A 20839-nucleotide genomic window follows, 5' to 3' on the forward strand; every position below is an offset into this window, starting at 1 on the left:
CCAGCCTACCCCAGACCCCGACCGAGCCGCACGCGATCGGGCAAAAGCCAGCGGCGCGCGCACGGACCCGCAGCCAGCACCGAGCCTCCGGCCCCCAGAACGCCGGGAGCTACCCGCGGTTGCCAGGGGAAAGGCCGCTCTGTACCACTGGTGCGGTTGATACGAGGGACAGCGATGAGAACCGCCTGCGTTACCATGGTGTGGAAGGATCACTTCTTCCTCGATCTCTGGGTCCGCTACTACGGCGCGCTTTTCGGGCGTGACGCGCTCTATGTCATCAGCCATGGAGGTGCGCCGGAGGTGGCGGAGATCGCCAGCGGCTGCAATGTCATCGCCATTCCCCGCGATCCCCCGGACGAGCGGTTCGATGAGACCCGCTGGGACATGCTCTCCGACTGGGCGTCGGGGCTCACTCGTTACTACGACCGCGTGATTGTCGGCGACGTCGACGAGCTGATCCTCTCCCTCAAGCCGGGCGAAAGCCTCGCCGCGCATCTGCAGCAGGCAGACCTGGGCCCGGTCACCGCTCCCGCTGGCTACGAGATTGTCCCGGAAGACGAGACCCCTCTCGACTTGTCACGCCCCATTCTCGACCAGTGTCCCCGCGGCCTTCTCAGTGCAACATATTCAAAGCCGTGCCTGCTGACCGCGCCGGCGCGGCTGTCGGCCGGTGGACATGGGTGCAAGGGACGCTTTGATTTGCGCCCGCAGCTTGCGTTGCTGCATTTGCGGTTCCTTAACACGGAGGAGCAGTTGCAGCGACGCGAGGAGCGGCTGCGCATTGCGGAGGAGGCCACAGTGGGCAGCGAGCGAACGAAGGGCAGCTTCCTGCGCGGCTGGCGCAAGGGAGAGGAGATCCGTCAGAAGATCGCCACGCGCTTCGCCGCGGCGGAGGATGTGCCGTCCTCGCAGGCCGCAGATCGGGCGCGAGCCGTGCTGGAGGGCGCGCGCAAGACCAAGGGTCACACCCACCTGTTCAGCGTACCAGCTGTGCGGGCGCATGATTTTCGTATTCTCCTAGACCCGTCGCTGCGCGATTTGTTCTGAGTTGGGCGGACAACGGATGACACCAACGGCGCCGTAGGCTAGGACCGGGGCAGGTAGAGGAGTGAAGTGGAATGGACGGAGCACTAGCTGTCTTGTTTCTGGCCGCGGGCCTGACCGACATGGGGATAAGCCATTGCGGCACCACCGGCTGTCTGGCCGAGTCGCCGGCCGAGCAACGCCTGTCGTTCAGTGCGGGCAATGTCTGGTTCCAGGAAGACCAGATCTCGAACGAGATCTTCATGAAATATGATTTCGGGACCAGCTATGGCCCCTTCCAACCCAGCTTCGGCCTGTCGGTGACCGACGAGGGAGATGCCTGGGTCGGCCTGGGTGCGTCCTGGACGGCAGAGCTGGACCAGCTGTACCTGCAGCTTTCGCTGATGCCGGGCCTCTATGCGCAGGGCGACGGGCCCGATCTGGGTCATGTGGTAGAATTCCGGTCCGGCATCGAAGTGGGCTTCGAGGCGCGGAACGGCTGGCGCTATGGCCTGGTCTACGACCACCGGTCGAACGCCGAGATCTCGGGGACGAATCCCGGGATGGAAACCGTCCAGTTCCGGGTCAGTGTTCCGCTGCGCTAATCGGGGCGCATCTGCGCAGCGGGGGCCCGCTGCGCACGTCCGGCCGCCTCAGGAGGGACGACCCTTGAAATCGCCGGTATCCAGAACCGGCGAGGCATCCAGGTCCTCGGCATCCAGCATCGACGCCACGCGTTCCAGCGAGGCGACCAGCTGGGCCTGTTCCCAGTCCTTCAACGATTCGAACTTTCTCACGTAGCGCTGCTGAAGCGGGTCGGGGGCATTGGCCAGAGTCTCGCGTCCGCGCTCGGTCACGGCGATGTTCATCTGCCGGCGGTCCACCTCGGACCGTTCGCGCGTCAGCATCCCCTGCTTCTGCAGCTTGTCCAGCAGGGCCGTGATCGTGCCCTGGGTCACGCCCATCTGGACCGACAACGCCTTCGGCGTGGTCAGGCCCTTCTCGGCCACCAGTTGCATCACGCGGAACTGTACGGGCGACAAACCCGCCGCCTGCGCCAATTCCTTGCCGAAAAGCTCTGTCGCGCGCAGGATCCTCCGCAGCGCGATCAGGCTGTCATCCGTCCGGTCCATACCCGTCAGCCCCAATCTTGCAGTCCTCGAAGGATCGCATCCTGAGCCGGCGAAGGCAATTCTTTGCTTATCCATATCAATCCGCTTTCGCATGCTTTACGATATTCTTTGTCTCAACCCGGAAATCAAGGTACAGGTCCCTATAAATAAGGGTTCTTAGCAAAAAATACTTTGAGTGGTTGAAATATCTCTCAGCATCACTATTTTGTTCATCGAAGCAAAAAGAGTGCGAGACACATGCTTGACGGAACTGGAACACTTCGACCGACGAACCTGACCCTGCGGAAGCCCACCTCCGAGGATGGCTCCGACATTTGGGAGCTCGTGCGCGCGTGCAAACCGCTCGACGAGAACTCGATGTACTGCAACCTGGTGCAATGCGATCACTTCGCGGACACCTGCGTGCTGGCCGAGGAGGCAGAGAAGGGCGTGATCGGCTGGATCTCGGGCCATATGGTCCCGACCGAGCCGGGGACGCTGTTCGTCTGGCAGGTGGCTGTTTCCGCGAAAGCGCGTGGCATGGGCCTGGGCGGCAAGATGCTGTCCCATCTCGTGAATCGCGAAGAGCTTGGCGTGAAGCGGATCAAGACGACGATCACCGAGGACAACGACGCCTCCTGGGCGCTGTTCCGCCGTTTCACCGAACGCATGGGTGGCAGCCTGACGGATGTGCCCCATTATACTGAGGATGACCACTTCAACGGTCATCACGACACCGAGCACATGGTCACGATCGACCTGCGTTCCGACGAGGGCGAGGCGGCTAAAGCCGCCTGAGCCCCGCGCGCTCGACTCTACTCCCCCCAAATCGAACCCCCAGAGGTACCCCCCATGACGACTGTTACGACAGCCGACAAAGAGATTTTTGCACGACGTGAGTCCGAGGCGCGCAGCTACTGCCGCAGCTTCGACACCGTCTTCACCAAGGCCAGCGGGTCGATCATGACCGACGCGGAAGGGCACGAGTACATCGACTTCCTCGCCGGCTGCTCCTCGCTGAACTACGGGCACAATGACCCGGACATGAAGCAGGCGCTGATCGAGCACATCAGCAATGATGGCATCGCGCATGGCCTAGACATGTACACCGAGACCAAGTCGGCCTTCCTGCAAAGCTTCGAGGAAAACATCCTGAAGCCGCGCGGCATGGACCACAAGGTGATGATGGTGGGCCCCACGGGCACCAACGCCGTCGAGGCGGCGATGAAGCTGGCCCGCAAGGTCACTGGCCGCACCAACATCATTTCCTTCACAAACGGCTTCCACGGCATGACCCTGGGCGCCCTGGCCGCGACCGGCAACGAAGGCAAGCGTGGCGGTGCCGGCATGGACCTGCACGGCGTGACCCGCATGCCCTACGAAGGCGCCTTTGGCGATGATGTCGACACCCTGTCGATCATCGAGCAGATGCTGGACAACCCCAGCTCGGGCATCGACGCCCCCGCGGCCTTCATCCTGGAGCCCGTGCAGGGCGAAGGTGGCCTGAACGCCGCTTCCAAGGAATGGATCGAAGGCATCGGCCGCCTGGCGAAGAAGCACGGCGCGCTGCTGATCCTCGACGACATTCAGGCCGGCATCGGCCGCACCGGCACCTTCTTCTCCTTCGAGGAGATGGACGTGGAGCCGGACCTGGTGCCGATGGCCAAGTCGCTGTCGGGCATGGGTCTGCCCTTCGCCGCGCTGCTGGTGCGCCCGCAGCACGACGTCTGGAAGCCCGCCGAACACAACGGCACCTTCCGCGGCAACACCCATGCCTTCGTGACCGCCCGCGTGGCGATCGAGAAGTTCTGGGCCGACGATGCCTTCCAGAAGGAAATCGAGACCAAGGCCGCCATCCTGTCCGAAGCCATGCACGAAATGGCGAAGGAAATTCCCGGTGCCAAGATCAAGGGTCGTGGCATGATGATGGGTGTCGACGTCGGATCGGGCGATCTGGCCGGCGACATCTGTGCCGAAGCCTTCCGCAACGGCCTGATCATCGAGACCTCGGGCGCCCATGACGAAGTCGTCAAGGTGCTGGCGCCCCTGACCACGCCGGTGGAAACCTTCCGCAAGGGTCTGAAGATCCTGCTGGAAGCGGCCGCCAAACAGAACCAGATGCAAATCGCAGCGGAGTAACCCCCATGATTGTTCGCGACTTCAACAAGATCACCAAGGACGAAAAAGACCGCGTCGTGTCGGACGCCAACTGGACCTCGGTCCGGATGCTGCTGGCCGACGACGGCATGGGCTTCTCGTTCCACATCACCTTCCTGGACGCCGGTTCGGAGCATACGTTCCACTACAAGAACCACTTCGAAAGCGTCTACTGCATGAAGGGCAAGGGCCGGATCACCGACCTGGCCACCGGCGAGACCCACGAGATCGTGCCGGGCGTGATGTACGCGCTGAACGAGCATGACAAGCACACGCTGGTCGCCGACGAAGAGCTGGTCATGGCCTGCTGCTTCAACCCGCCGGTCACCGGCAACGAGGTGCACCGCGAAGACGGCTCCTACGCGCTGGAAGACGCATAAGGCGCGGGCCGGGGCATGCGGCCCCGGCCCCCTTTTCTTCCCCCCCAAACAAGGAGCTCGGCCAGAGACAAGGGCCGGGAGACCCCCAAGTGACTATTGCAAATCATACTGTTGAGAAGATCGGCGGCACCTCCATGTCGAAGGTGCACGAGCTGCGTGACAGCCTGCTGATCGGTAACACTGAGAACCCCTATGGTCGGGTCTTCGTCGTCTCGGCCTTCGGTGGCATCACCAACCTGCTGCTGGAGCACAAGAAGTCGGGCCAGCCCGGCGTCTATGCGCTGTTCTCCAACGACGACAACGCGCACGGCTGGCTGGATGCCCTGAGCGACGTGGCCGGCGCCATGCGCGAGGCGCACGGTGCCGTGCTGGACCATCCCGCCGACATCCATGCCGCCGACGAGTTCGTCCGCGAGCGGATCGAGGGCGCGCGCTCGTGCCTCTTCGACCTGCAGCGCCTGTGCTCCTACGGGCACTTCCGGCTGTCGGACCACATGATGGACATCCGCGAACTGCTGTCGGGCCTGGGTGAAAGCCACTCGGCCTTCGTCACCGTGCTGATGCTGCAGCGCGCCGGCGTGAACGCACGCCTGGTGGACCTCAGCGGCTGGCGCGACGAAAGCGAGCTGACGCTGGAACAGCGTATCAAGGCGGGCTTCGACCAGGTCGATTTCGAGACCGAGCTGCCCATCGTCACCGGCTATGCCCAGTGCACCGAGGGCCTGATGCGCGAGTTCGACCGTGGCTATTCCGAGGTGACCTTTGCCAATATCGCCGCCATCACCGGCGCGCGCGAGGCGATCATCCACAAGGAATTCCACCTGTCCTCGGCCGACCCGAACCTGGTTGGCGCCGAGAACGTGCGCAAGCTGGGCCATACCAACTACGACGTGGCCGACCAGCTGTCGAACCTCGGGATGGAGGCGATCCACCCCAAGGCGGCGAAGATCCTGCGCAAGGCCGGCATCTCGCTGCGCGTGGCCAATGCGTTTGAACCGCAGGATCCGGGCACGCTGATCGACGAGGCCGAGGCCGAAGCCGCGACCGTCGACATCGTCACCGGCCTGGGCGTCGTGGCGCTGGAGGTGTTCGAACAGGACATGGTCGGCGTGAAGGGCTATGACCAGAAGATCCTGGAGGTGCTGGCGCGCCACAAGGTGCGCATCGTGTCCAAGGCGTCCAACGCCAACACGATCACCCATTACCTGGATGCGCCACTGAAGACGATCCGCCGGGTCGAACGCGACCTGCTGGAAGCCTTCCCGAACGCCAGCGTGAAGATCAACCGCCTGGGCCTTGTGTCGGCCATCGGCCGGTCGCTGGAAGGGCTGGACGTGACCGAGCGCGGCCTGACCGCGCTGCGCGCGGGCGAGGTGAAATGCCTCGCCGTGCAACATCTGCCGGGCAGCGTCGACGTGCAGTTCCTGGTTTCGCAAGAGGCCGAGGACCGCGCGATCAAGCTGCTGCATGACGCCTTCGTCTCCCCCGCCTCTGCGGGCGGCGAGGCGCACAGCGAAAAGGCGGCAGAATCGAAGAAGAAGGAAACGGCGCGGGCCCTGCAAGCGGCCTGAGCCACCCCATAGCCCGGGCCGGCGCTTTCCAGTTCCGCGCTGCCCGGGCCCCCGTTGGGGGAGAAGCCGTCCGTGGGTCCGCCTGCGGGCGGCTTCATTTTGTGCGCCCGCCCCCGATGCGGGGGCGCGGCGGCCTAGGTGTCAGCCCTTGCAGGCGAGGAAGCTGGCGGCCATGCCGTCCAGCAGCTGCGGGTAGAGGTCGGCGCCCGGGGTCAGCTCGGTGCCCAGCGGGTCGATCTCCACCAGGTGGCCATCGCTTTCCTCGAAGATGCTGCTGGCCAGGCCGTCGCCGAACTGCGGTTCGGTGAACAGGCAGTCGACGCCCGCCTCGGTCACCTTGTCGCGCAGCTCTGCCACGCGGGCGGCGCCGGGGGCGGTGGCGTCGCTGTCCGACACGGCCCCGGAGGAGGTCAGATCGAACCGGTTCTCAAAGTACTGGTAGGCGTCGTGGTAGACGAGGAAGCGGATCGGCGCGATGGCCTCCAGATCGGCGGCGATGCGGGCGCTCTGCTCCGCCAGGGCCGCGCGGGCCGCATCGGCATTGGCGCGGTAGGTCGCCGCGTTCTCCGGGTCGGCCTCTACCAGAGCCTCGGCGATGCCCGACAGCCAGATGCGCGCGTTTTCCGGGTCGAGCCAGCCGTGCGGGTCCAGGCCGTCGTGTACATGGCCTTCATGGCCCGCTTCGGCGGCATGGTCGTGATCATCGTGGCCGTGGTCATCGTCATGGGCATGGTCGTCGTGCCCATGCTCATCTTGGGCATGATCGTCGCCGTGATCGTGATCCTCATGGTCGTCGTGGTCATGCCCGTGATCGTCATGCCCGTGATCGTCGTGCCCATGATCGTCGTGATCGTGCTCATCATGGCCATGATCCTCATCCTCATGATGGTCATGGCCTGCGTCCCCGTGCGCCGCGTGCAGGTCGGCGCCTTCGCGGAATTCCAGGTGAATCACCTCCGGCAGCTCCATCAGTTCGACCACATGGCCGTGGTCGGGCAGGGTGCTCAGCGGGCGTTCCAGCCAGGGGGTCAGGGCCTCGCCCACCCAGAACACCAGGTCGGCGTCCTGCAGGGCGCGCGCCGAGGAGGGGCGCATGGCGTAGCCGTGCGGCGAGGCGCCCGGCGGCAGGATCAGATCGGCCTCGCCCAGATCGCCCATGACCATCGACACCAGCGAATGCACCGGGGCGATGTCGGTCACCACCTGCGGCGTCTCGGCCGCGGCCAGCCCGGTGCCGGCGATCAGTGCCGCCAGGGACACGTTCAGCGTCTTGAGTTTCATGTTTGCCTGCCTTGAGTGTGTGATAGTATAACGTACCGCATCTTGATAGCGAAGATACTATAACATATCAAGAGGAGGAGTGAGCACAGGAGGCTGTCATGGAAGCGACCGGATTCGCACGTCACGATCACGGAGCCTGCATCCGCGAGGGGGTTGCCCTTGTCGATGCGCGTTGCCGCGAGGAAGGCTGGCAGTTCACACCGGTGCGGCGCCGGGTCCTGGAACTGCTGCTGGAAGGGCACCGCGCCATGGGCGCCTACGACATCCTGGACCGGCTGCGCGAAGAGGGGCTGGGCAGCCAGCCGCCCGTCGCCTACCGCGCGCTGGATTTCCTGGTGAAACACGGCTTCGCCCACAAGATCGAGCGGCTGAATTCCTTCATCGCCTGCGCCCATCCCGGCGAACATCACGCACCCGCCTTCCTGATCTGCCGCAGCTGCGACACCGTGGCCGAGGCCGAGCTGGACATGCGCGAGGGGCGCCTGGGCGCCAGCGCCGCCGATCTGGGCTTCGTCATCGAACGCGCCGTGGTCGAGGCCGAGGGGCTCTGCCCCAATTGCCGGGACGCCGCTGCGTGAGCCCCCTTGTCCGCCTGACGGGAGCCTCCGCCAGCCTTGGCGCCCAGGAGGTGCTGAGCGGCGTCGACCTGCGCATCGACCGGGGCGAGATCGTCACCATCGTCGGCCCGAACGGGTCGGGCAAGTCCACGCTGATGCGGGTCATCATCGGCGCCGTGCCCCTGCGGCAGGGCCGGCTGGAGCATGCGCCCGGCCTGCGTATCGGCTACGTGCCGCAGAAGCTACATATCGACCCGACCCTGCCGATGACCGTGCGCCGCTTCCTGTCGCTGCCGCGCCGGGTCAGCGATGCCGCCGCGGCGGAGGCCCTGACCCACGCCGGCGGCGCCGGGCTGGCCGGGCGGCAGATGTCGGACCTGTCGGGCGGGCAGTTCCAGCGCGTGCTGCTGGCCCGCGCCCTGCTGAACCGGCCCGACCTGCTGATCCTCGACGAGGCGACCCAGGGGCTGGACCAGCCCGGCTCCGCCGCCTTCTACCGGCTGATCGAACAGCTGCGGACCGAGTTGGGCTGTGGCGTGTTGATGGTCAGCCACGAATTGCACGTGGTCATGGCCGCCTCCGACCGGGTTATCTGCCTGAACCATCATGTCTGCTGCGAGGGTGCGCCGGAGCACGTGGCCAGCGCGCCGGAGTACCGGGCGCTGTTCGGCACCGGCACCCAGGGCGCGCTGGCGCTCTATCGCCACCAGCATGACCATCACCACGATGAGGGCTGCAGCCACGGCGACCATGACCATGCCCACGATCATGACCACGACGCCGATGCGCCGAAGACCCACAGCCACGAGGCCCGCTGATGCTTGACGATTTCCTGGTACGCGCGGCCCTGGCCGGGCTGGGGGTGGCTCTGGCGGCGGGTCCGCTGGGGTGCCTCGTGGTCTGGCGCCGCATGGCCTATTTCGGCGATGCCACGGCCCATGCGGCCATGCTGGGGGTGGCCCTGGCCCTGGCCTTCGACGTGTCGATCTTCGCCGGGGTGCTGGTGGTGTCGATGCTGATGGCGACGCTGGTCTCGACCCTGTCGGGGCGGGGCTTTGCCATGGATACCCTGCTGGGGGTGCTGGCCCATTCCGCCATCGCCTTCGGGCTGGTCGCCGTGTCCTTCCTCAGCGGCGTGCGGATCGACCTGATGGCCTATCTCTTCGGCGACATCCTGGCGGTGTCCAAGGGGGATCTCGCGATCATCTGGGGCGGTGCCGCGCTGGTGCTGGCGCTGCTGGCCTGGCGCTGGCAGGCGCTGCTGACGGCGACGCTGAACCCGGACCTGGCCCAGGCCTCGGGCCTCGATCCGCGGCGTGAACAGCTGGTGCTGACCGTGGCGCTGGCGCTGGTGGTCGCGGTGGCGATCAAGGTCGTGGGCTCGCTGCTGATCGCGGCGCTGATGATCATCCCGGCGGCCACCGCGCGGCCCCTGGCCCGTACGCCCGAGGGCATGGCCCTGACCGCGGCCGGCATCGGCGCGGTGTCCGCCCTGGGCGGGCTTCAGGGATCCCTGTGGTTCGACACGCCGACGGGGCCCAGCATGGTCTGCATCGCGGCGCTGCTGTTCTTGGTCACGCTGTTGCTGGACGGTCTGCGCAGGGACCTGGCGCAGCGCCGGGCCGGCCGCACCTCAGGCTAGGCCGGGCGGGCCAGCTGTCAGGCCAGGTAGTCGCGGGCCGAGGGCGCGCGCTCGTAGTCCAGGTAGAACTCGTCCAGCTGCGGCGGCAGGATGCCGGTGGTCTGCAACTGCACATGGGCCTGGCCGCGATGATGGATCTGGTGCTGGAAGAGGTGCAGGAGCAGCATCTCGACCTTTTCCGGCACGGGCCCGCTTTCGCGCTCGGTCACGCGGGTCTCGGCCAGCATTTCCGGCGTCAGCGCCTCACAGAAGGCGGTCAGGCGTGCATCGCTTTCGGCCTGCGCCACGGCCAGCTCTGCGACATCGCGGGTTTCCTCGCGGTCGCGCAGGGCGCGGCCCTGGCCTCCCCCGGTCAGCGCGTCGATGTAGTAAAGGTCGACCGTCAGGATATGGTTCATCGTGGCGCGCAGCGAGGGGAAGAAGCCGGGGCGCTTCTGGCGGAACTCCACCGGGCCCATGCCGCGCATGGCGTGGTAGAACCGGGCATTGGACCAGGCATTGTTCAGCGCCATCAGGCGGTAGGGGCGGGTGGCGTCGGTCATGTCGATGTCCCTTTCGACGGCAGGGGGCGCGGCGTCAGAAATCGACCTTCACGCCGGGCAGATCCAGCGCCTTGATCAGGTCGCGCATTTCCTGGCGCGCCGCGATGTTGGAAATGTTCAGGCTGCTGACGCCCACGTCTTTCAGGTCCAGCAGGGTCAGCCCCTTGGGAAACAGTTCGCGGAAGATCACTCGTTCCGAGAAACCGGGGGCGACGCGGAAGCCGATCCGCTTGGCCAGCCGTTCGATGGCCGCTTCCATCTTCTTCTTGTTGGTCATCGCCTGGGCACCGACCCGGTTGCGCAGCACGACCCAGTCGATCGGCTTCAGCCCGGCCTTGGCGCGCAGCTGGCGCGCGGCCCAGACCATCTCGGAATAGACGGAGGGGCCGAGGATCTTCTCCCCCTCGCTGTCGATCCGGGCCAGCAGGTCGAAGTCGACGAAACTGTCGTTTAGCGGCGTCACCAGCGTGTCGGCCAGAGAATGGGCGTTCTGGCTGAGGCGGGTGTGCGAACCGGGGCAGTCGATCAGGATGAAATCCGCCTGCGCCTCATGCAGCTCCATCGCGCGGGCCAGTTGCACGTCGAAGATGTTCTCGCCCGGTGCCAGGGTCGATGCGTCGATTTCAGGAAGTTCGCAGAACAGCGGCGAGGGCAGTTTCAGCCCCGCTTTGTCCAGCGTTGCCATGCGGTTGGAGGTATAGCGCGCGAAGCTGCGCTGGCGCAGGTCGAAATCGAAGGCATGCACGCGATGGCCCATCCGGGACAGCGCGGTGCCGATGTGCATGGAGACGGTGGACTTGCCCGCCCCGCCCTTTTCGTTTCCGACGACGATGATATGTGCCACGTTCCGTTCCCGGGAAGAGAGGGGTCGCGGCCGCCCTGGGCGCCGCGGGGTCTTTCCTTCCGCATACGGGATCGGGGGCGGGGACGGCAAGATCTCGCTGGGAAGGAAAACCGATTTCCCGACACCTGCATCATGTGGGCATCAGGGAGAGGCAGGAGGGCCGTCAGGCGGGCTGATCTGCCTCTGCGTCAGCCCTCGACCGGCTGGCCGAAAAGGGCAATGGTGGCGGCCAGCAGGGCCAGCGCGCCCCAGAGGATCCGGCGGGCGCCGGTGGCATGGCGCGCCGCGATCGCCGCCTGCACCATGTAGTACAGCGCGAAAGCCCGCGACGCGTAGCTGATGATCTGGAACACATCCGCCGACCAGGTCAGCGCCAGCCCAGCGAGGCACAGCACCAGGTAGCCCTGGCGCGCGCTGATGCGCTGGCCGCTGAGTTCGGCGATCAGCCCGCCCGATCCGCCGGTGTCGGCCACCGCCGCGCTGAACTGCGCCGCCAGGGCCGCGCCGATCAGCATCCAGGGCAGCAGCGGGGAGACATCGCGCATCATCTCGATCACTGCTGTCTCGCTCAGGGCGCCTTCGGGGACGTGGTGGGCGTAGACCAGCAGCAGCACGTAGACGACGTAAATCGCCGTCGCCACGCCTTGCGCCAGCCGCATCGAGCGGATCCGCGTGCCGGCGTCATAGCTGTCGCCCAGGTAGCGCGAGGTCTCGAACCCCTGCACCGTCACCAGCAGGCCGAAGCCCAGGGTCAGCGCGCCCCAGCCCTGTTCGCTGCCCTGCGGCAGGAACAGCCCGCCGGTCTGCACCGCGCCACCGAAGAAGACGGTCAGCCCCGCCAGCAAGCCGGCGATGATCGCCAGTTTCAGGGTCACGGTCAGGTACTCCGCGCGCTCCAGCATGGCGAAGCCACGGCCATAGCCCAGCACCAGGATCAGGACGAAGACGACCGAGGTCACCAGCCGCGCGCCCCACTGGTCCTGCCAGGGGCCAAGCTGCACCGCGAAGCTGCCGAAGAGGTTCAGGTAGTAGGCGACCGAGATTACGTAGGCGAAGGCAAGCAGGGCCGAGGCCAGCTGTTCCATCCGGGTTTCGGGGCCGGGCGTGTCGCCGAGGCGGGCAATATTGGCCCGGATCGCGGCGCCGAACCCCCAGGCGGCCAGGCACAGCACGCCCATCATCGCCGGCGCCCAGGCACCGAAGCCATGGGCCAGGATCGGCCCCAGCACCAGGAAGCCCGAGCCGATGATCGAGGCCAGCGGCGTGACCATGGCCCGCCAGGTGGGCCAGTGGCGCAGCTGCGGCAGCCACAGAAGGGCACCGGCGATCAGGGTCAGGGCAAGGATGGAAAGGGTCAGGGGCCTGGGCCTTCTGCGGCGGATGGTGATCCGGGCCTACGACCTGGGGCCGGCAGAGGCAAGAGGGCCGGGCGTCGCGCCCGGCGCGCGCCCCTGGAATGCAAAAAGGGCCCGCCACTGGCGAGCCCTTCCGTACATCACATGGCGCGAAGCTTAGAAGCCCAAGCCGGAGTACTTGTTCTTGAACTTCGACACGCGGCCACCGGCGTCCATCAGGCGCGAGTTGCCGCCGGTCCAGGCGGGGTGCACCGAGGGGTCGATGTCGAGCGACAGGGTTTCGCCTTCGGCGCCCCAGGTGGAGCGCATCTGGACGATGGTGCCGTCGGTCATCTTCACGTCGATGAAGTGGTAGTCGGGATGGATATCCTTTTTCATGACGCGGCTCCTCAGGCGTTGGATTTGGGCTTGTAGTTGGTGACTTCGGCGATACGAGCCGACTTACCGCGACGCGAACGCAGGTAGTACAGCTTGGCACGACGAACGCGGCCACGACGCACGACTTCGATGCTGTCGATGTTGGTCGAGTAGAGCGGGAACACACGTTCCACGCCTTCGCCGAAGGAAATCTTGCGGACGGTGAACGAACCGGCAATGCCGTCGCCGTTCTTGCGGCTGATGCACACGCCTTCGTAGGCCTGCACACGGGTACGGGTGCCTTCGGTCACCTTGTAGCCGACGCGGATGGTGTCACCGGCCTTGAAGTCGGGGATGGTCTTCCCCAGCGAAGCGATCTGCTCCGCTTCCAGTTCTGCGATCAGGTCCATCGCATGTCTCCTATCTGCTCGCGGTTGGTCCGCGAAGGTCATTTCCGCCCCAGAGCTCCGCTCTTCGTCCGGGTCCCGGCCCTGATCGGATCAGGGGCAGCCCGGCGGAGGTACAGGTCGCCGTTTGCTTGCTCTGTCCCGACCGGCCGCACCGAAGACGCGGGGCCATGGGTCACAAGGGACAGGTCCGGCTGGCCGATTCCGGCCCCGGACAGGCGGCGTATAGGCGATGCCCCCCCGCAGGGCAAGGGGTTTGAGGGGCTCCGGCCCCTTATTTCGCGCGCTCTGCGCCGGGTCGGCGGGGGTGGTGCGGCCCTTAGCGCGGCTTGTGGATATGTGCGCTTTGCACCAGGCCGAAGGCCAGCATCAGCACCAGCATGGCCGAGCCGCCGTAGCTGACCAGCGGCAGGGGCACGCCCACCACCGGGGCCAGCCCCATGACCATCGACATGTTCACCGCGAAGAACAGGAAGAACGTGGTGGCGATGCCCAGGGTCAGCAGCGAGGCATAGCGGTTCTGGTTGTTCATCGCGGAGCCGACGCAGAAGACCATGATGAGGGCATAAAGCGCCAGCAGCGAGACCGAGCCCACGAAACCGAATTCCTCCGCCAGGGTGGTGAAGATGAAGTCGGTGTGCTTTTCCGGCAGGAAGTTCAGCCGTGATTGCGTGCCCTGCATGTAGCCCCGCCCGGTCCAGCCGCCGGAGCCGAGGGCGATCTTCGACTGGGTGATGTGATAGCCGGCGCCCAGCTGGTCCTGCGACGGGTCGAGGAAGGTGTCGATGCGGCGGAACTGGTAATCCTTGATCAGCTGCCAGTCGGTGCCCCGGCTCTGGAACACCGCCCAGACCAGGCCGACGGCCGCGCTGATGACGGTGGCGAAATAGGCCCAGTGGACACCGGCCAGGAACATCACCGCCCCGCCGCCGGTCAGCAGCAGGATGGCGGTGCCCAGGTCGGGCTGTTTCACCACCAGGAAGGTGGGCAACACGATGATCAGCACCGGGATCAGCACCCAGAGCGGATGGCTGACCTTCTTCACCGGCAGCCAGTCGTAGTAGGCGGCCAGGAACATCACCAGGGCGATCTTCATCAGCTCCGAGGGTTGCAGGCGGATGAACCCCAGGTTGATCCAGCGCTGCGCCCCCATGCCGACATGGCCGAAGAATTCCACGTAGAGCAGCAGCAGCAGCGACAGCCCGTAGGCCACGCCAGAGACATTGCGCCAGAACCAGACGGGCACCATGGCGATGATGAACATGCCGATCAGACCCACGCCGAAGCGTTTCATCTGCGGTTCCGCCCAGGGGGACAGGCTGCCGCCCGAGACGGAATAGAGCATGAGGAACCCGACCGAGGCCACCGCCGTCAGCAGCAGCACCAGCGGCCAGTTCAGGTAGAGAACCTTGCGCAGCCCCGAAGGCGTCGTCTTTACGGCATATTCCAGATAGCTCATGCGCGGCTCTTGCTGTCCTGGCCGAGATCGGGGCGCAGGGCGCGCAGGCGGTCCTGCTGCTCGGCGATACGGTCACGGTCCTTTGCCGGGTAGGCGTCCAGCGGCGGATCGCCGTTGTAGAGCGCCTGCAGGGTGATGTCGCGCGCGATCGGGGCCGCGACGGAGGAGCCGCCGCCGCCATGTTCCACCACCACGGCCACGGCGATCTTGGGATCGTCGAAGGGCGCGAAATCGACCCAGAGCGCATGGTCGCGCCGTTCCCAGGGCAGATCGTCGTTGGAGGTCACGCCGGCCGCGCGTTCGGCGGCGGTGATGTTGCGCACCTGGCTGGTGCCCGACTTGCCCGCCATGCGCATCGTCTCGGCGATGATGCGGCTGGAGTACCCGGTGCCCTTGCGGCTGTTGGAGACCTCGTACATGCCGTCGCGCACATAATTCAGATGGGTGGGGTTCAGGCCCAGGCTCTCTCCCGAGCCGGAGGGCTGTTCGACCCCGTCGATCGACTTGATCAGCCGCGGCGTGACGCTGCGGCCGGTGGCGACGCGGGCGGTCATCACCGCCAGTTGCAGCGGCGAGGCCAGGACAAACCCCTGGCCGATCGAGGCGTTGACGGTATCGCCGATCAGCCAGTCCTCGCCGCGCACTTCCTTCTTCCAGGCCTTCGTGGGCGCCAGGCCCGCCGCCACCGCCGAAAGCGGCAAGTCGTGGCGGATGCCGAGCCCGAGGCGGTTAGCCATGGCCGACACCTTCTCGATGCCGATGCGGCTGGCCAGCTCGTAATAGTAGACGTCGCAACTTTCGCGCAGGGATTGCGCCATGTTGACGTGGCCATGCCCGCCGCGCTTCCAGCAGTGGAAGCGGCGGTTCGCCACTTCCAGGTAGCCGCCGCACCAGAAGGTTTCCTCCGGCGTGATCAGCCCCTCGTCGAGGCCGGCAAGCGCGACCACCATCTTGAAGGTCGAGCCGGGCGGGTAGATCCCCTGCACCGACTTCGCCGCCAGCGGGCGGTGGTTGTTCTGCGTCAGGGCGCGGTAGTCGCTGACCGAAATGCCGCGCACGAAGAGGTTCGGGTCGAAGCTGGGCGCCGAGCCCACGGCCAGCAGGTCGCCGTTGGTGGTGTCGATCACCACCGCCGCGGCGCTTTCGTCGCCCAGGCGGGCCTGCACGTAGTTCTGCAGCATCACGTCGGTCGTCAGCTGCAGGTTCGCGCCCGGCTGTCCCTCCTGGCGGTCCAGTTCCCGCATGACGCGGCCCACGGCGTTGACCTCCACCCGGCGGGTGCCGGCGGACCCGCGCAGGTCGTCCTCCATCCGGGCCTCCAGCCCGACCTTGCCGATCTGGAACCGCGGGATGCGCAGCAGCTGGTCCGGGTCCTCGATCTTCGACAGGTCGTAGTCGGAGACGGGCCCAACGTAGCCGACGACATGGGCGAAATCCTTCGCCAGCGGGTAGAAGCGCGACAGGCCCACGTCCGGCGTGATGCCGGGCAGGGCGGGGGTGTTCACGGCGATCTTGCTGACGTCTTCCCAGCTGACACGCTCGGCCAGGGTGATCGGCAGGAAGGGGGCGGAGCGGTCCATCTCCGCCTTGGCGCGTTCGATGTCGGCCGGGTCCAGGTCGATCAGCTGCGACAGGCGGGTCAGCACCGCGTCCACGTCGCCCGCGTCCTCGCGCACGATGGTGATGCGGTAGGCGGGTTCGTTGCTGGCGATGGCCGCGCCGTTGCGGTCGAAGATCTCGCCGCGCGACGGCGGGATCAGGCGGATGTTGATCCGGTTTTCCTCGGCCAGCATGCGGAATTCATCGGCCTGGTCCACCTGCAGGTGGCGCATGCGCCAACCCAGCAGACCCATGAAGCTCAGCTGCGCGCCCCCAAGAAGGGCGGCGCGGCGGGTCAGGCGGCGGCCGGAGGCCTGTTGATCGCGGGCGTTGCGGTGGCTTCTCATATCCGGTGTCCAAGGCTGTCGACCTCGCCCAGGGCCGCGCGACGCAGGCCGAAGACGGCCGAGGAGAAGGCGGCGAGGACGGGATAGAAGAGGGCGGTCATGACAAGCTGTGTCAGCACCACCGGCACCGGCGGCTTGTCGAGGAAGAACAGGCCGAGCGCCAGCCAGTAGCCCAGCAGGACCAGCGCGGCGGCGATGCTGGCGGTCATCCATTCGGCCAGGAAGGAACGGTCGCGCATGGGGCGCGCGCGGCGTTGCGTGCGGTAGATCACATAGGTGGCGATGGCGGCCATCAGCCCCGGCGGACGCATTTGCAGCAGGTCCGACAGCAGGAAGATCGCCGCGATCAGCGGCAGCGGCGCCAGTTCCGGGCGGCGCAGCGACCAGACCAGCGTCAGCCCCAGCAACAGGTCCGGTCCGGCCCAGAGGCGCGGCACGGTTTCCAGCGGCAGCAGGGCGAACATGATCAGCGCAAGACAGAGCGCCGCATAGGCAACGCGCAGGGCCCACTGGCGGGGGGCGGAGGCGCGGATCGCGTCAGCCATCCAACCCTCCCGCGGCCAGGGGCAGGGTTTCGGGCTGGGCGGTGCCGGCGTCGGGCGCGCCCTCCTGGCCCGGGGCGGGCACGGGGGGCAGGGCGGCACTGCCGCCGGGCAGGATCATGCCGCCGGGCTGGGTCAGGTGTTCGGTGCCCAGGTGACGCAGCACGCGCAGGAACTCCAGCCGCTCGTAATCGGCGGCCAGGCGCACCCGCAGGCGGCCTGCCTTGTCCTCGGCCACCTGGCCGACCAGCAGACCCGCCGGGAAGACCCCGCCGTCGCCCGAGCTGACCACCCGGTCGCCGGGGCGCACCAGGTCGTTGTCCTCGATGAAATCCAGCGCCGGGGCGGCGGTGTTGTCACCCATGACCATGGCGGTCTGGCCCGAAGGCTGGATGGTGACGGGCATGCGCGAGGAGGTATCGGTCAGCAGGATCACCCGGCTGATCTTGTCGCCGACGCCGGAAATCCGGCCGACCAGGCCGATCCCGTCCATCGCCGCCCAGCCGTCGACGATGCCGTCGCGCGCGCCGATGTTCAGCAGCACCGATTGCCGGTAGGGCGAGCCTGAATCGGCCATCACCACGCCGGTGATATAGGTCAGCCGCGGATCCAGCTGCACGTTGTTCAGGTCCAGCAGGCGGGCGTTTTCCTGTTCCAGCTGCAGGGCGGCCTCTTTCCAGGCCTTCATCTGCTGCAACTCGCGGCGCAGCTCGTTGTTCTGCTCGACGATGCGCTGGTAGCTCTGGAAATCGCGGATCAGGTTCACCGCCCCGGTCACCGGCGCCATGGCCCAGTCCATCGAGGGCACGACGCGGTCGATCACCTCGGCGCGGAACCGTTCCACGCGCGGGCTGTCGATGCGCCAGACCAGGAAGATCCCGATCAGCAGCAGCACGATCACGGACAGGATCAGCCGCCGGAGCGGGGTGATGTAATCCTCGTCCTGTGGTCTGTCCTTGGCCATGTGGACCCCCAGAAAGACAGGGAAACGGCCCGTGCGAGGCCCGTTGTCAGGTCCTCAGCTTCGGGTGCTCAGCTGTCGTAGTCAATCGCGTGGCGGAGTTGCTTTTCATACTCCAGCGCCTTGCCGGTACCAAGCGCCACGCAGTTCAAGCTTTCGTCAGCGATGGACACGCCCAGGCCCGTCTGCTCGCGCAGCGCCAGGTCCAGGTCGCCCAGAAGGGCGCCGCCGCCGGTCAGCATGACGCCGCGGTCGACGATGTCGGCGGCCAGGTCCGGGGGCGTGGCCTCCAGCGCGGTCATCACCGCTTCGCAGATCTGCTGGACGGGTTCGGCCAGCGCCTCGGCCACCTGGGCCTGGGTGATCTCGGTTTCCTTGGGCACGCCGTTCAGCAGGTCGCGGCCACGTACCTGCATCGAGGCACCGCGCCCGTCGTCGGGCATGCGGGCCGTACCGATGGAGGTCTTGATGCGTTCGGCGGTCGATTCGCCTATCAGCAGGTTCTGCTGGCGGCGCAGGTAGCTGATGATCGCCTCGTCCATGCGGTCACCGCCGACGCGGACGGAGCGGGCATAGACGATATCGCCCAGGGACAGCACGGCTACCTCGGTGGTGCCGCCGCCGATGTCGACGACCATGTTGCCGGTCGGATCGGTGATCGGCATGCCGGCCCCGATGGCCGCCGCGATGGGTTCGGCGATCAGCCCCGCGCGGCGGGCGCCGGCGCTGAGGACCGACTGGCGGATCGCGCGTTTCTCGACCGGGGTGGCACCATGCGGGACGCAGACGATGATCTTCGGCTTCGAGAAGGTCGAGCGTTTGTGCACCTTGCGAATGAAGTGCTTGATCATCTCCTCGGCCACGTCGAAGTCAGCGATCACGCCTTCGCGCATCGGGCGGATGGCCTCGATGCTGCCCGGCGTCCGGCCAAGCATCAGCTTGGCGTCCTCGCCCACGGCCAGCACCTTCTTCACGCCGTCCTTGACGTGGTAGGCCACGACCGACGGTTCCGACAGGATCACGCCGCGACCTTTCACGTAGACCAGCGTGTTCGCCGTGCCGAGGTCAATCGCCATGTCCGAGGAGAAGAGCCCCGGCATCTTGTCAAATATTGCCATGTCGTGTCCCGATAGTGGTAACCCCGCAGGCGCCGCGCCCCCGGCGGCGTCCTGTCCGTTCGCCCTTATATTCAGAGGCGCCGCGCGTGGAAAGGGGCGCCCCTGCCCGAATAAGCGCCATTTTGCCGTGAACACCCTGATCTGCTGACCCTGTGATCGCCCTTGGGACGGGGCAAGCGGCAGGGATTGCCCGGGGCGCGCGGGCGTCGTATCCGGGGTCATGCTGTCGTACCAACATATCTACCACGCCGGGAACCCCGCCGATCTGCACAAGCACGCCTTGCTGGCGACCATGCTGGAGCGGCTGACGGAGAAGCCCAAGCCCCTGACATACCTCGAAACTCATTCGGGGCGGGCCCTTTACGACCTGTCCAGCGCCGAGGCGCTGAGGACCGGGGAGGCCGCGGCGGGCGTCGGCGCGCTGGCGGGCCGCCTGCCGCCCGATCACCCCTTCGTGAAGGTGCTGACGCGGGTCCGGGCCGATCATGGGGGTACGGCCTATCCCGGCTCGCCGCTGATCGCCGCAGAGATGCTGCGCGAGGGTGATTCCCTGCATCTGGCCGAGTTGCACCCGCAGGAGGGCGCCGCCCTTCAGGCCGCCATGGGGCGCCGGGCGAAGGTGCACCTGCAGGACGGCTATGAGATGGCCATGTCGCTGTGTCCGCCGGAGCCGCGCCGGGGCCTGCTGATGATCGACCCCTCCTATGAGGTGAAGGCGGAATATGTCCGCATCCCCGACGTGGTGAAGAAACTGCACCGGGCCTGGAACGTCGGCGTTCTTGTGATCTGGTATCCCATCCTGCGCGACGGTCGCCATGCCCCCATGCTGCGCGCGCTGGAGGCGCTGGATCTGCCCAAGGTCCTGCGCAGCGAGGTGGGCTTCCCGCCCGTGCGCGAGGGGCACGGCATGGTCGGATCGGGGATGTTCGTGGTGAACACGCCCTTCGGCACCGAGGAAGAGGCCGCGCGTCTGGCCGCCCTCTTCGCGGAGGCGTCATGAGCGGGGACGGCATCAGCCAGGACGGGCGCAGCGAGCTGGAGAAGTTCCGCGCCGGCGGCACCTGGTACGACGGCATGGACCCGGAGATCGACGCCCTGCGCGCCCCTGCACGGCGGGCCTGTTGGGCGCATAACACCATGGACCCGGAGGCGCGCGGCGCCATGGCGCCGGAGCTGCGGGCCCTGCTGGGCGACGCGGGCAGCGCCTTTCTGGAGGCGCCGTTCCACTGTGCCTATGGGTTCAACCTGTCGCTGGGCGAGGACGTCTACATGAACAGCGGCTGCGTGGTGCTGGATTGCGCGCCGGTGCGCATCGGGGATCGCACCATGCTGGGCCCGCAGGCGAAACTGCTGTGCCCCGAACACCACCACGACCCGAAACTGCGCGGCGAGGGGCAGGAGATCGCCTGGCCGATCACCCTGGGCGCGGATGTCTGGATCGGCGCCGGGGCCATCGTGCTGGGCGGCGTGACCATCGGCGACGGGGCCATCGTGGCCGCCGGGGCCGTGGTGACCCGCGACGTGGCCCCGGGGGCCAAGGTCGCGGGCGTGCCGGCGCGGCAGATGTAGCGACTCCCCGACCGGA

General features: G+C 66.9%; 23 protein-coding genes. 11 read left to right on the top strand and 12 right to left on the bottom strand.

Features of this window, described 5'->3' with window-relative positions; genetic code table 11:
• Positions 1–195 precede the first annotated feature (195 nt).
• Positions 196–1047, top strand: a complete 852-nt coding sequence (locus tag LC066_RS07025) for a hypothetical protein (RefSeq protein WP_224897530.1) — start codon at positions 196–198, stop codon at positions 1045–1047.
• Between the two features lie 71 nt (positions 1048–1118).
• Positions 1119–1628 (top strand): acyloxyacyl hydrolase, encoded by a 510-nt coding sequence (locus LC066_RS07030; RefSeq protein ID WP_224897531.1) that lies wholly within the window; start codon positions 1119–1121, stop codon positions 1626–1628.
• A 48-nt stretch (positions 1629–1676) separates the two neighbouring features.
• Here the strand turns inward: LC066_RS07030 and LC066_RS07035 are convergent, their stop codons facing one another.
• Complete coding sequence (locus tag LC066_RS07035) at positions 1677–2156, bottom strand: MarR family winged helix-turn-helix transcriptional regulator (RefSeq protein ID WP_085889260.1); 480 nt, start codon at positions 2154–2156, stop codon at positions 1677–1679.
• A 237-nt stretch (positions 2157–2393) separates the two neighbouring features.
• Between LC066_RS07035 and ectA the strand changes: the two genes are divergently transcribed.
• From ectA to LC066_RS07055, 4 genes are all read left to right on the top strand, one after another.
• Positions 2394–2933: a diaminobutyrate acetyltransferase gene (gene ectA, locus LC066_RS07040; protein WP_222477168.1), complete on the top strand. Its 540-nt coding sequence runs from the start codon at positions 2394–2396 to the stop codon at positions 2931–2933.
• Positions 2934–2987: 54 nt separating this feature from the next.
• Complete coding sequence (gene ectB / locus LC066_RS07045) at positions 2988–4274, top strand: diaminobutyrate--2-oxoglutarate transaminase (RefSeq protein WP_224897533.1); 1287 nt, start codon at positions 2988–2990, stop codon at positions 4272–4274.
• Positions 4275–4279: 5 nt separating this feature from the next.
• Positions 4280–4672, top strand: a complete 393-nt coding sequence (locus tag LC066_RS07050) for an ectoine synthase (protein ID WP_085889257.1) — start codon at positions 4280–4282, stop codon at positions 4670–4672.
• Between the two features lie 89 nt (positions 4673–4761).
• Positions 4762–6243 (top strand): aspartate kinase, encoded by a 1482-nt coding sequence (locus LC066_RS07055; RefSeq protein ID WP_222477171.1) that lies wholly within the window; start codon positions 4762–4764, stop codon positions 6241–6243.
• Positions 6244–6384: 141 nt separating this feature from the next.
• Here the strand turns inward: LC066_RS07055 and LC066_RS07060 are convergent, their stop codons facing one another.
• Entirely contained in the window at positions 6385–7524 is a 1140-nt protein-coding gene (locus tag LC066_RS07060) for a zinc ABC transporter substrate-binding protein (protein ID WP_224897536.1), read from the bottom strand.
• 98 nt (positions 7525–7622) lie between these two features.
• Between LC066_RS07060 and LC066_RS07065 the strand changes: the two genes are divergently transcribed.
• The 3 genes from LC066_RS07065 to LC066_RS07075 are packed head-to-tail and all read left to right on the top strand — an operon-like array spanning position 7623 to position 9723.
• On the top strand, positions 7623–8102 hold the full coding sequence (locus LC066_RS07065; RefSeq protein ID WP_085889254.1) for a Fur family transcriptional regulator: 480 nt from the start codon (positions 7623–7625) through the stop codon (positions 8100–8102).
• Positions 8099–8899 carry an ATP-binding cassette domain-containing protein gene (locus LC066_RS07070; RefSeq protein ID WP_224897538.1) on the top strand — a complete coding sequence of 267 codons (801 nt, stop codon included), beginning with the start codon at positions 8099–8101 and terminating at the stop codon, positions 8897–8899. Before LC066_RS07065 ends, LC066_RS07070 begins: the two co-directional genes overlap by 4 nt.
• Positions 8899–9723: a metal ABC transporter permease gene (locus LC066_RS07075; protein ID WP_224897540.1), complete on the top strand. Its 825-nt coding sequence runs from the start codon at positions 8899–8901 to the stop codon at positions 9721–9723. Before LC066_RS07070 ends, LC066_RS07075 begins: the two co-directional genes overlap by 1 nt.
• A 17-nt stretch (positions 9724–9740) precedes the next feature.
• Here the strand turns inward: LC066_RS07075 and LC066_RS07080 are convergent, their stop codons facing one another.
• From LC066_RS07080 to LC066_RS07125, 10 genes are all read right to left on the bottom strand, one after another.
• Complete coding sequence (locus LC066_RS07080; RefSeq protein ID WP_224897542.1) at positions 9741–10265, bottom strand: DinB family protein; 525 nt, start codon at positions 10263–10265, stop codon at positions 9741–9743.
• Positions 10266–10299: 34 nt separating this feature from the next.
• Positions 10300–11109 (bottom strand): division plane positioning ATPase MipZ, encoded by an 810-nt coding sequence (locus tag LC066_RS07085; protein WP_222477175.1) that lies wholly within the window; start codon positions 11107–11109, stop codon positions 10300–10302.
• Positions 11110–11297: 188 nt separating this feature from the next.
• The gene (locus LC066_RS07090) at positions 11298–12380 is read right to left on the bottom strand and encodes a hypothetical protein (protein ID WP_224897544.1); all 1083 of its coding nucleotides are present in this window, start codon (positions 12378–12380) and stop codon (positions 11298–11300) included.
• A gap of 240 nt (positions 12381–12620) precedes the next feature.
• On the bottom strand, positions 12621–12842 hold the full coding sequence (gene rpmE, locus LC066_RS07095; RefSeq protein WP_085889248.1) for a 50S ribosomal protein L31: 222 nt from the start codon (positions 12840–12842) through the stop codon (positions 12621–12623).
• An 11-nt stretch (positions 12843–12853) separates the two neighbouring features.
• Positions 12854–13231 carry a 50S ribosomal protein L19 gene (rplS, locus tag LC066_RS07100; protein WP_085889247.1) on the bottom strand — a complete coding sequence of 126 codons (378 nt, stop codon included), beginning with the start codon at positions 13229–13231 and terminating at the stop codon, positions 12854–12856.
• Between the two features lie 316 nt (positions 13232–13547).
• The gene (rodA, locus tag LC066_RS07105) at positions 13548–14687 is read right to left on the bottom strand and encodes a rod shape-determining protein RodA (RefSeq protein ID WP_222477176.1); all 1140 of its coding nucleotides are present in this window, start codon (positions 14685–14687) and stop codon (positions 13548–13550) included.
• Positions 14684–16633, bottom strand: a complete 1950-nt coding sequence (gene mrdA, locus LC066_RS07110) for a penicillin-binding protein 2 (RefSeq protein WP_224897545.1) — start codon at positions 16631–16633, stop codon at positions 14684–14686. The genes rodA and mrdA overlap by 4 nt, the downstream gene beginning before the upstream one ends.
• Positions 16630–17178: a hypothetical protein gene (locus LC066_RS07115; protein ID WP_222477180.1), complete on the bottom strand. Its 549-nt coding sequence runs from the start codon at positions 17176–17178 to the stop codon at positions 16630–16632. Before LC066_RS07115 ends, mrdA begins: the two co-directional genes overlap by 4 nt.
• Positions 17171–18139, bottom strand: coding sequence for a rod shape-determining protein MreC (mreC, locus tag LC066_RS07120; RefSeq protein ID WP_224897548.1), 969 nt, complete (start codon positions 18137–18139; stop codon positions 17171–17173). Before mreC ends, LC066_RS07115 begins: the two co-directional genes overlap by 8 nt.
• 68 nt (positions 18140–18207) lie before the next feature.
• Positions 18208–19254, bottom strand: coding sequence for a rod shape-determining protein (locus LC066_RS07125; RefSeq protein ID WP_224897549.1), 1047 nt, complete (start codon positions 19252–19254; stop codon positions 18208–18210).
• A gap of 220 nt (positions 19255–19474) precedes the next feature.
• On the opposite strand from LC066_RS07125, the gene rlmJ reads away from it, so the two are divergent.
• Together rlmJ and LC066_RS07135 are read left to right on the top strand one after the other, a co-directional pair.
• Complete coding sequence (gene rlmJ, locus LC066_RS07130) at positions 19475–20254, top strand: 23S rRNA (adenine(2030)-N(6))-methyltransferase RlmJ (RefSeq protein ID WP_224897551.1); 780 nt, start codon at positions 19475–19477, stop codon at positions 20252–20254.
• Positions 20251–20823, top strand: coding sequence for a sugar O-acetyltransferase (locus tag LC066_RS07135; RefSeq protein ID WP_224897553.1), 573 nt, complete (start codon positions 20251–20253; stop codon positions 20821–20823). Before rlmJ ends, LC066_RS07135 begins: the two co-directional genes overlap by 4 nt.
• The last annotated feature ends 16 nt before the right edge of the window (positions 20824–20839 follow it).

It is taken from the genome of Pseudooceanicola marinus (genome assembly GCF_020177265.1).
GTDB lineage: Bacteria > Pseudomonadota > Alphaproteobacteria > Rhodobacterales > Rhodobacteraceae > Pseudooceanicola > Pseudooceanicola marinus_A.

Bases quoted from the DNA above. Each gene is read 5' to 3' on its own strand.
- mrdA (WP_224897545.1), bottom strand. From the start codon at position 16,633: ATGAGAAGCCACCGCAACGCCCGCGATCAACAGGCCTCCGGCCGCCGC.
- LC066_RS07050 (WP_085889257.1), top strand. From the start codon at position 4,280: ATGATTGTTCGCGACTTCAACAAGATCACCAAGGACGAAAAAGACCGC.
- rpmE (WP_085889248.1), bottom strand. From the start codon at position 12,842: ATGAAAAAGGATATCCATCCCGACTACCACTTCATCGACGTGAAGATG.
- ectB (WP_224897533.1), top strand. From the start codon at position 2,988: ATGACGACTGTTACGACAGCCGACAAAGAGATTTTTGCACGACGTGAG.
- ectA (WP_222477168.1), top strand. From the start codon at position 2,394: ATGCTTGACGGAACTGGAACACTTCGACCGACGAACCTGACCCTGCGG.
- LC066_RS07075 (WP_224897540.1), top strand. From the start codon at position 8,899: ATGCTTGACGATTTCCTGGTACGCGCGGCCCTGGCCGGGCTGGGGGTG.
- mreC (WP_224897548.1), bottom strand. From the start codon at position 18,139: ATGGCCAAGGACAGACCACAGGACGAGGATTACATCACCCCGCTCCGG.
- LC066_RS07115 (WP_222477180.1), bottom strand. From the start codon at position 17,178: ATGGCTGACGCGATCCGCGCCTCCGCCCCCCGCCAGTGGGCCCTGCGC.
- LC066_RS07060 (WP_224897536.1), bottom strand. From the start codon at position 7,524: ATGAAACTCAAGACGCTGAACGTGTCCCTGGCGGCACTGATCGCCGGC.
- LC066_RS07080 (WP_224897542.1), bottom strand. From the start codon at position 10,265: ATGACCGACGCCACCCGCCCCTACCGCCTGATGGCGCTGAACAATGCC.
- LC066_RS07035 (WP_085889260.1), bottom strand. From the start codon at position 2,156: ATGGACCGGACGGATGACAGCCTGATCGCGCTGCGGAGGATCCTGCGC.
- LC066_RS07030 (WP_224897531.1), top strand. From the start codon at position 1,119: ATGGACGGAGCACTAGCTGTCTTGTTTCTGGCCGCGGGCCTGACCGAC.
- rplS (WP_085889247.1), bottom strand. From the start codon at position 13,231: ATGGACCTGATCGCAGAACTGGAAGCGGAGCAGATCGCTTCGCTGGGG.
- LC066_RS07025 (WP_224897530.1), top strand. From the start codon at position 196: ATGGTGTGGAAGGATCACTTCTTCCTCGATCTCTGGGTCCGCTACTAC.
- LC066_RS07125 (WP_224897549.1), bottom strand. From the start codon at position 19,254: ATGGCAATATTTGACAAGATGCCGGGGCTCTTCTCCTCGGACATGGCG.
- LC066_RS07065 (WP_085889254.1), top strand. From the start codon at position 7,623: ATGGAAGCGACCGGATTCGCACGTCACGATCACGGAGCCTGCATCCGC.
- LC066_RS07090 (WP_224897544.1), bottom strand. From the start codon at position 12,380: ATGGTCACGCCGCTGGCCTCGATCATCGGCTCGGGCTTCCTGGTGCTG.
- rodA (WP_222477176.1), bottom strand. From the start codon at position 14,687: ATGAGCTATCTGGAATATGCCGTAAAGACGACGCCTTCGGGGCTGCGC.
- LC066_RS07135 (WP_224897553.1), top strand. From the start codon at position 20,251: ATGAGCGGGGACGGCATCAGCCAGGACGGGCGCAGCGAGCTGGAGAAG.
- rlmJ (WP_224897551.1), top strand. From the start codon at position 19,475: ATGCTGTCGTACCAACATATCTACCACGCCGGGAACCCCGCCGATCTG.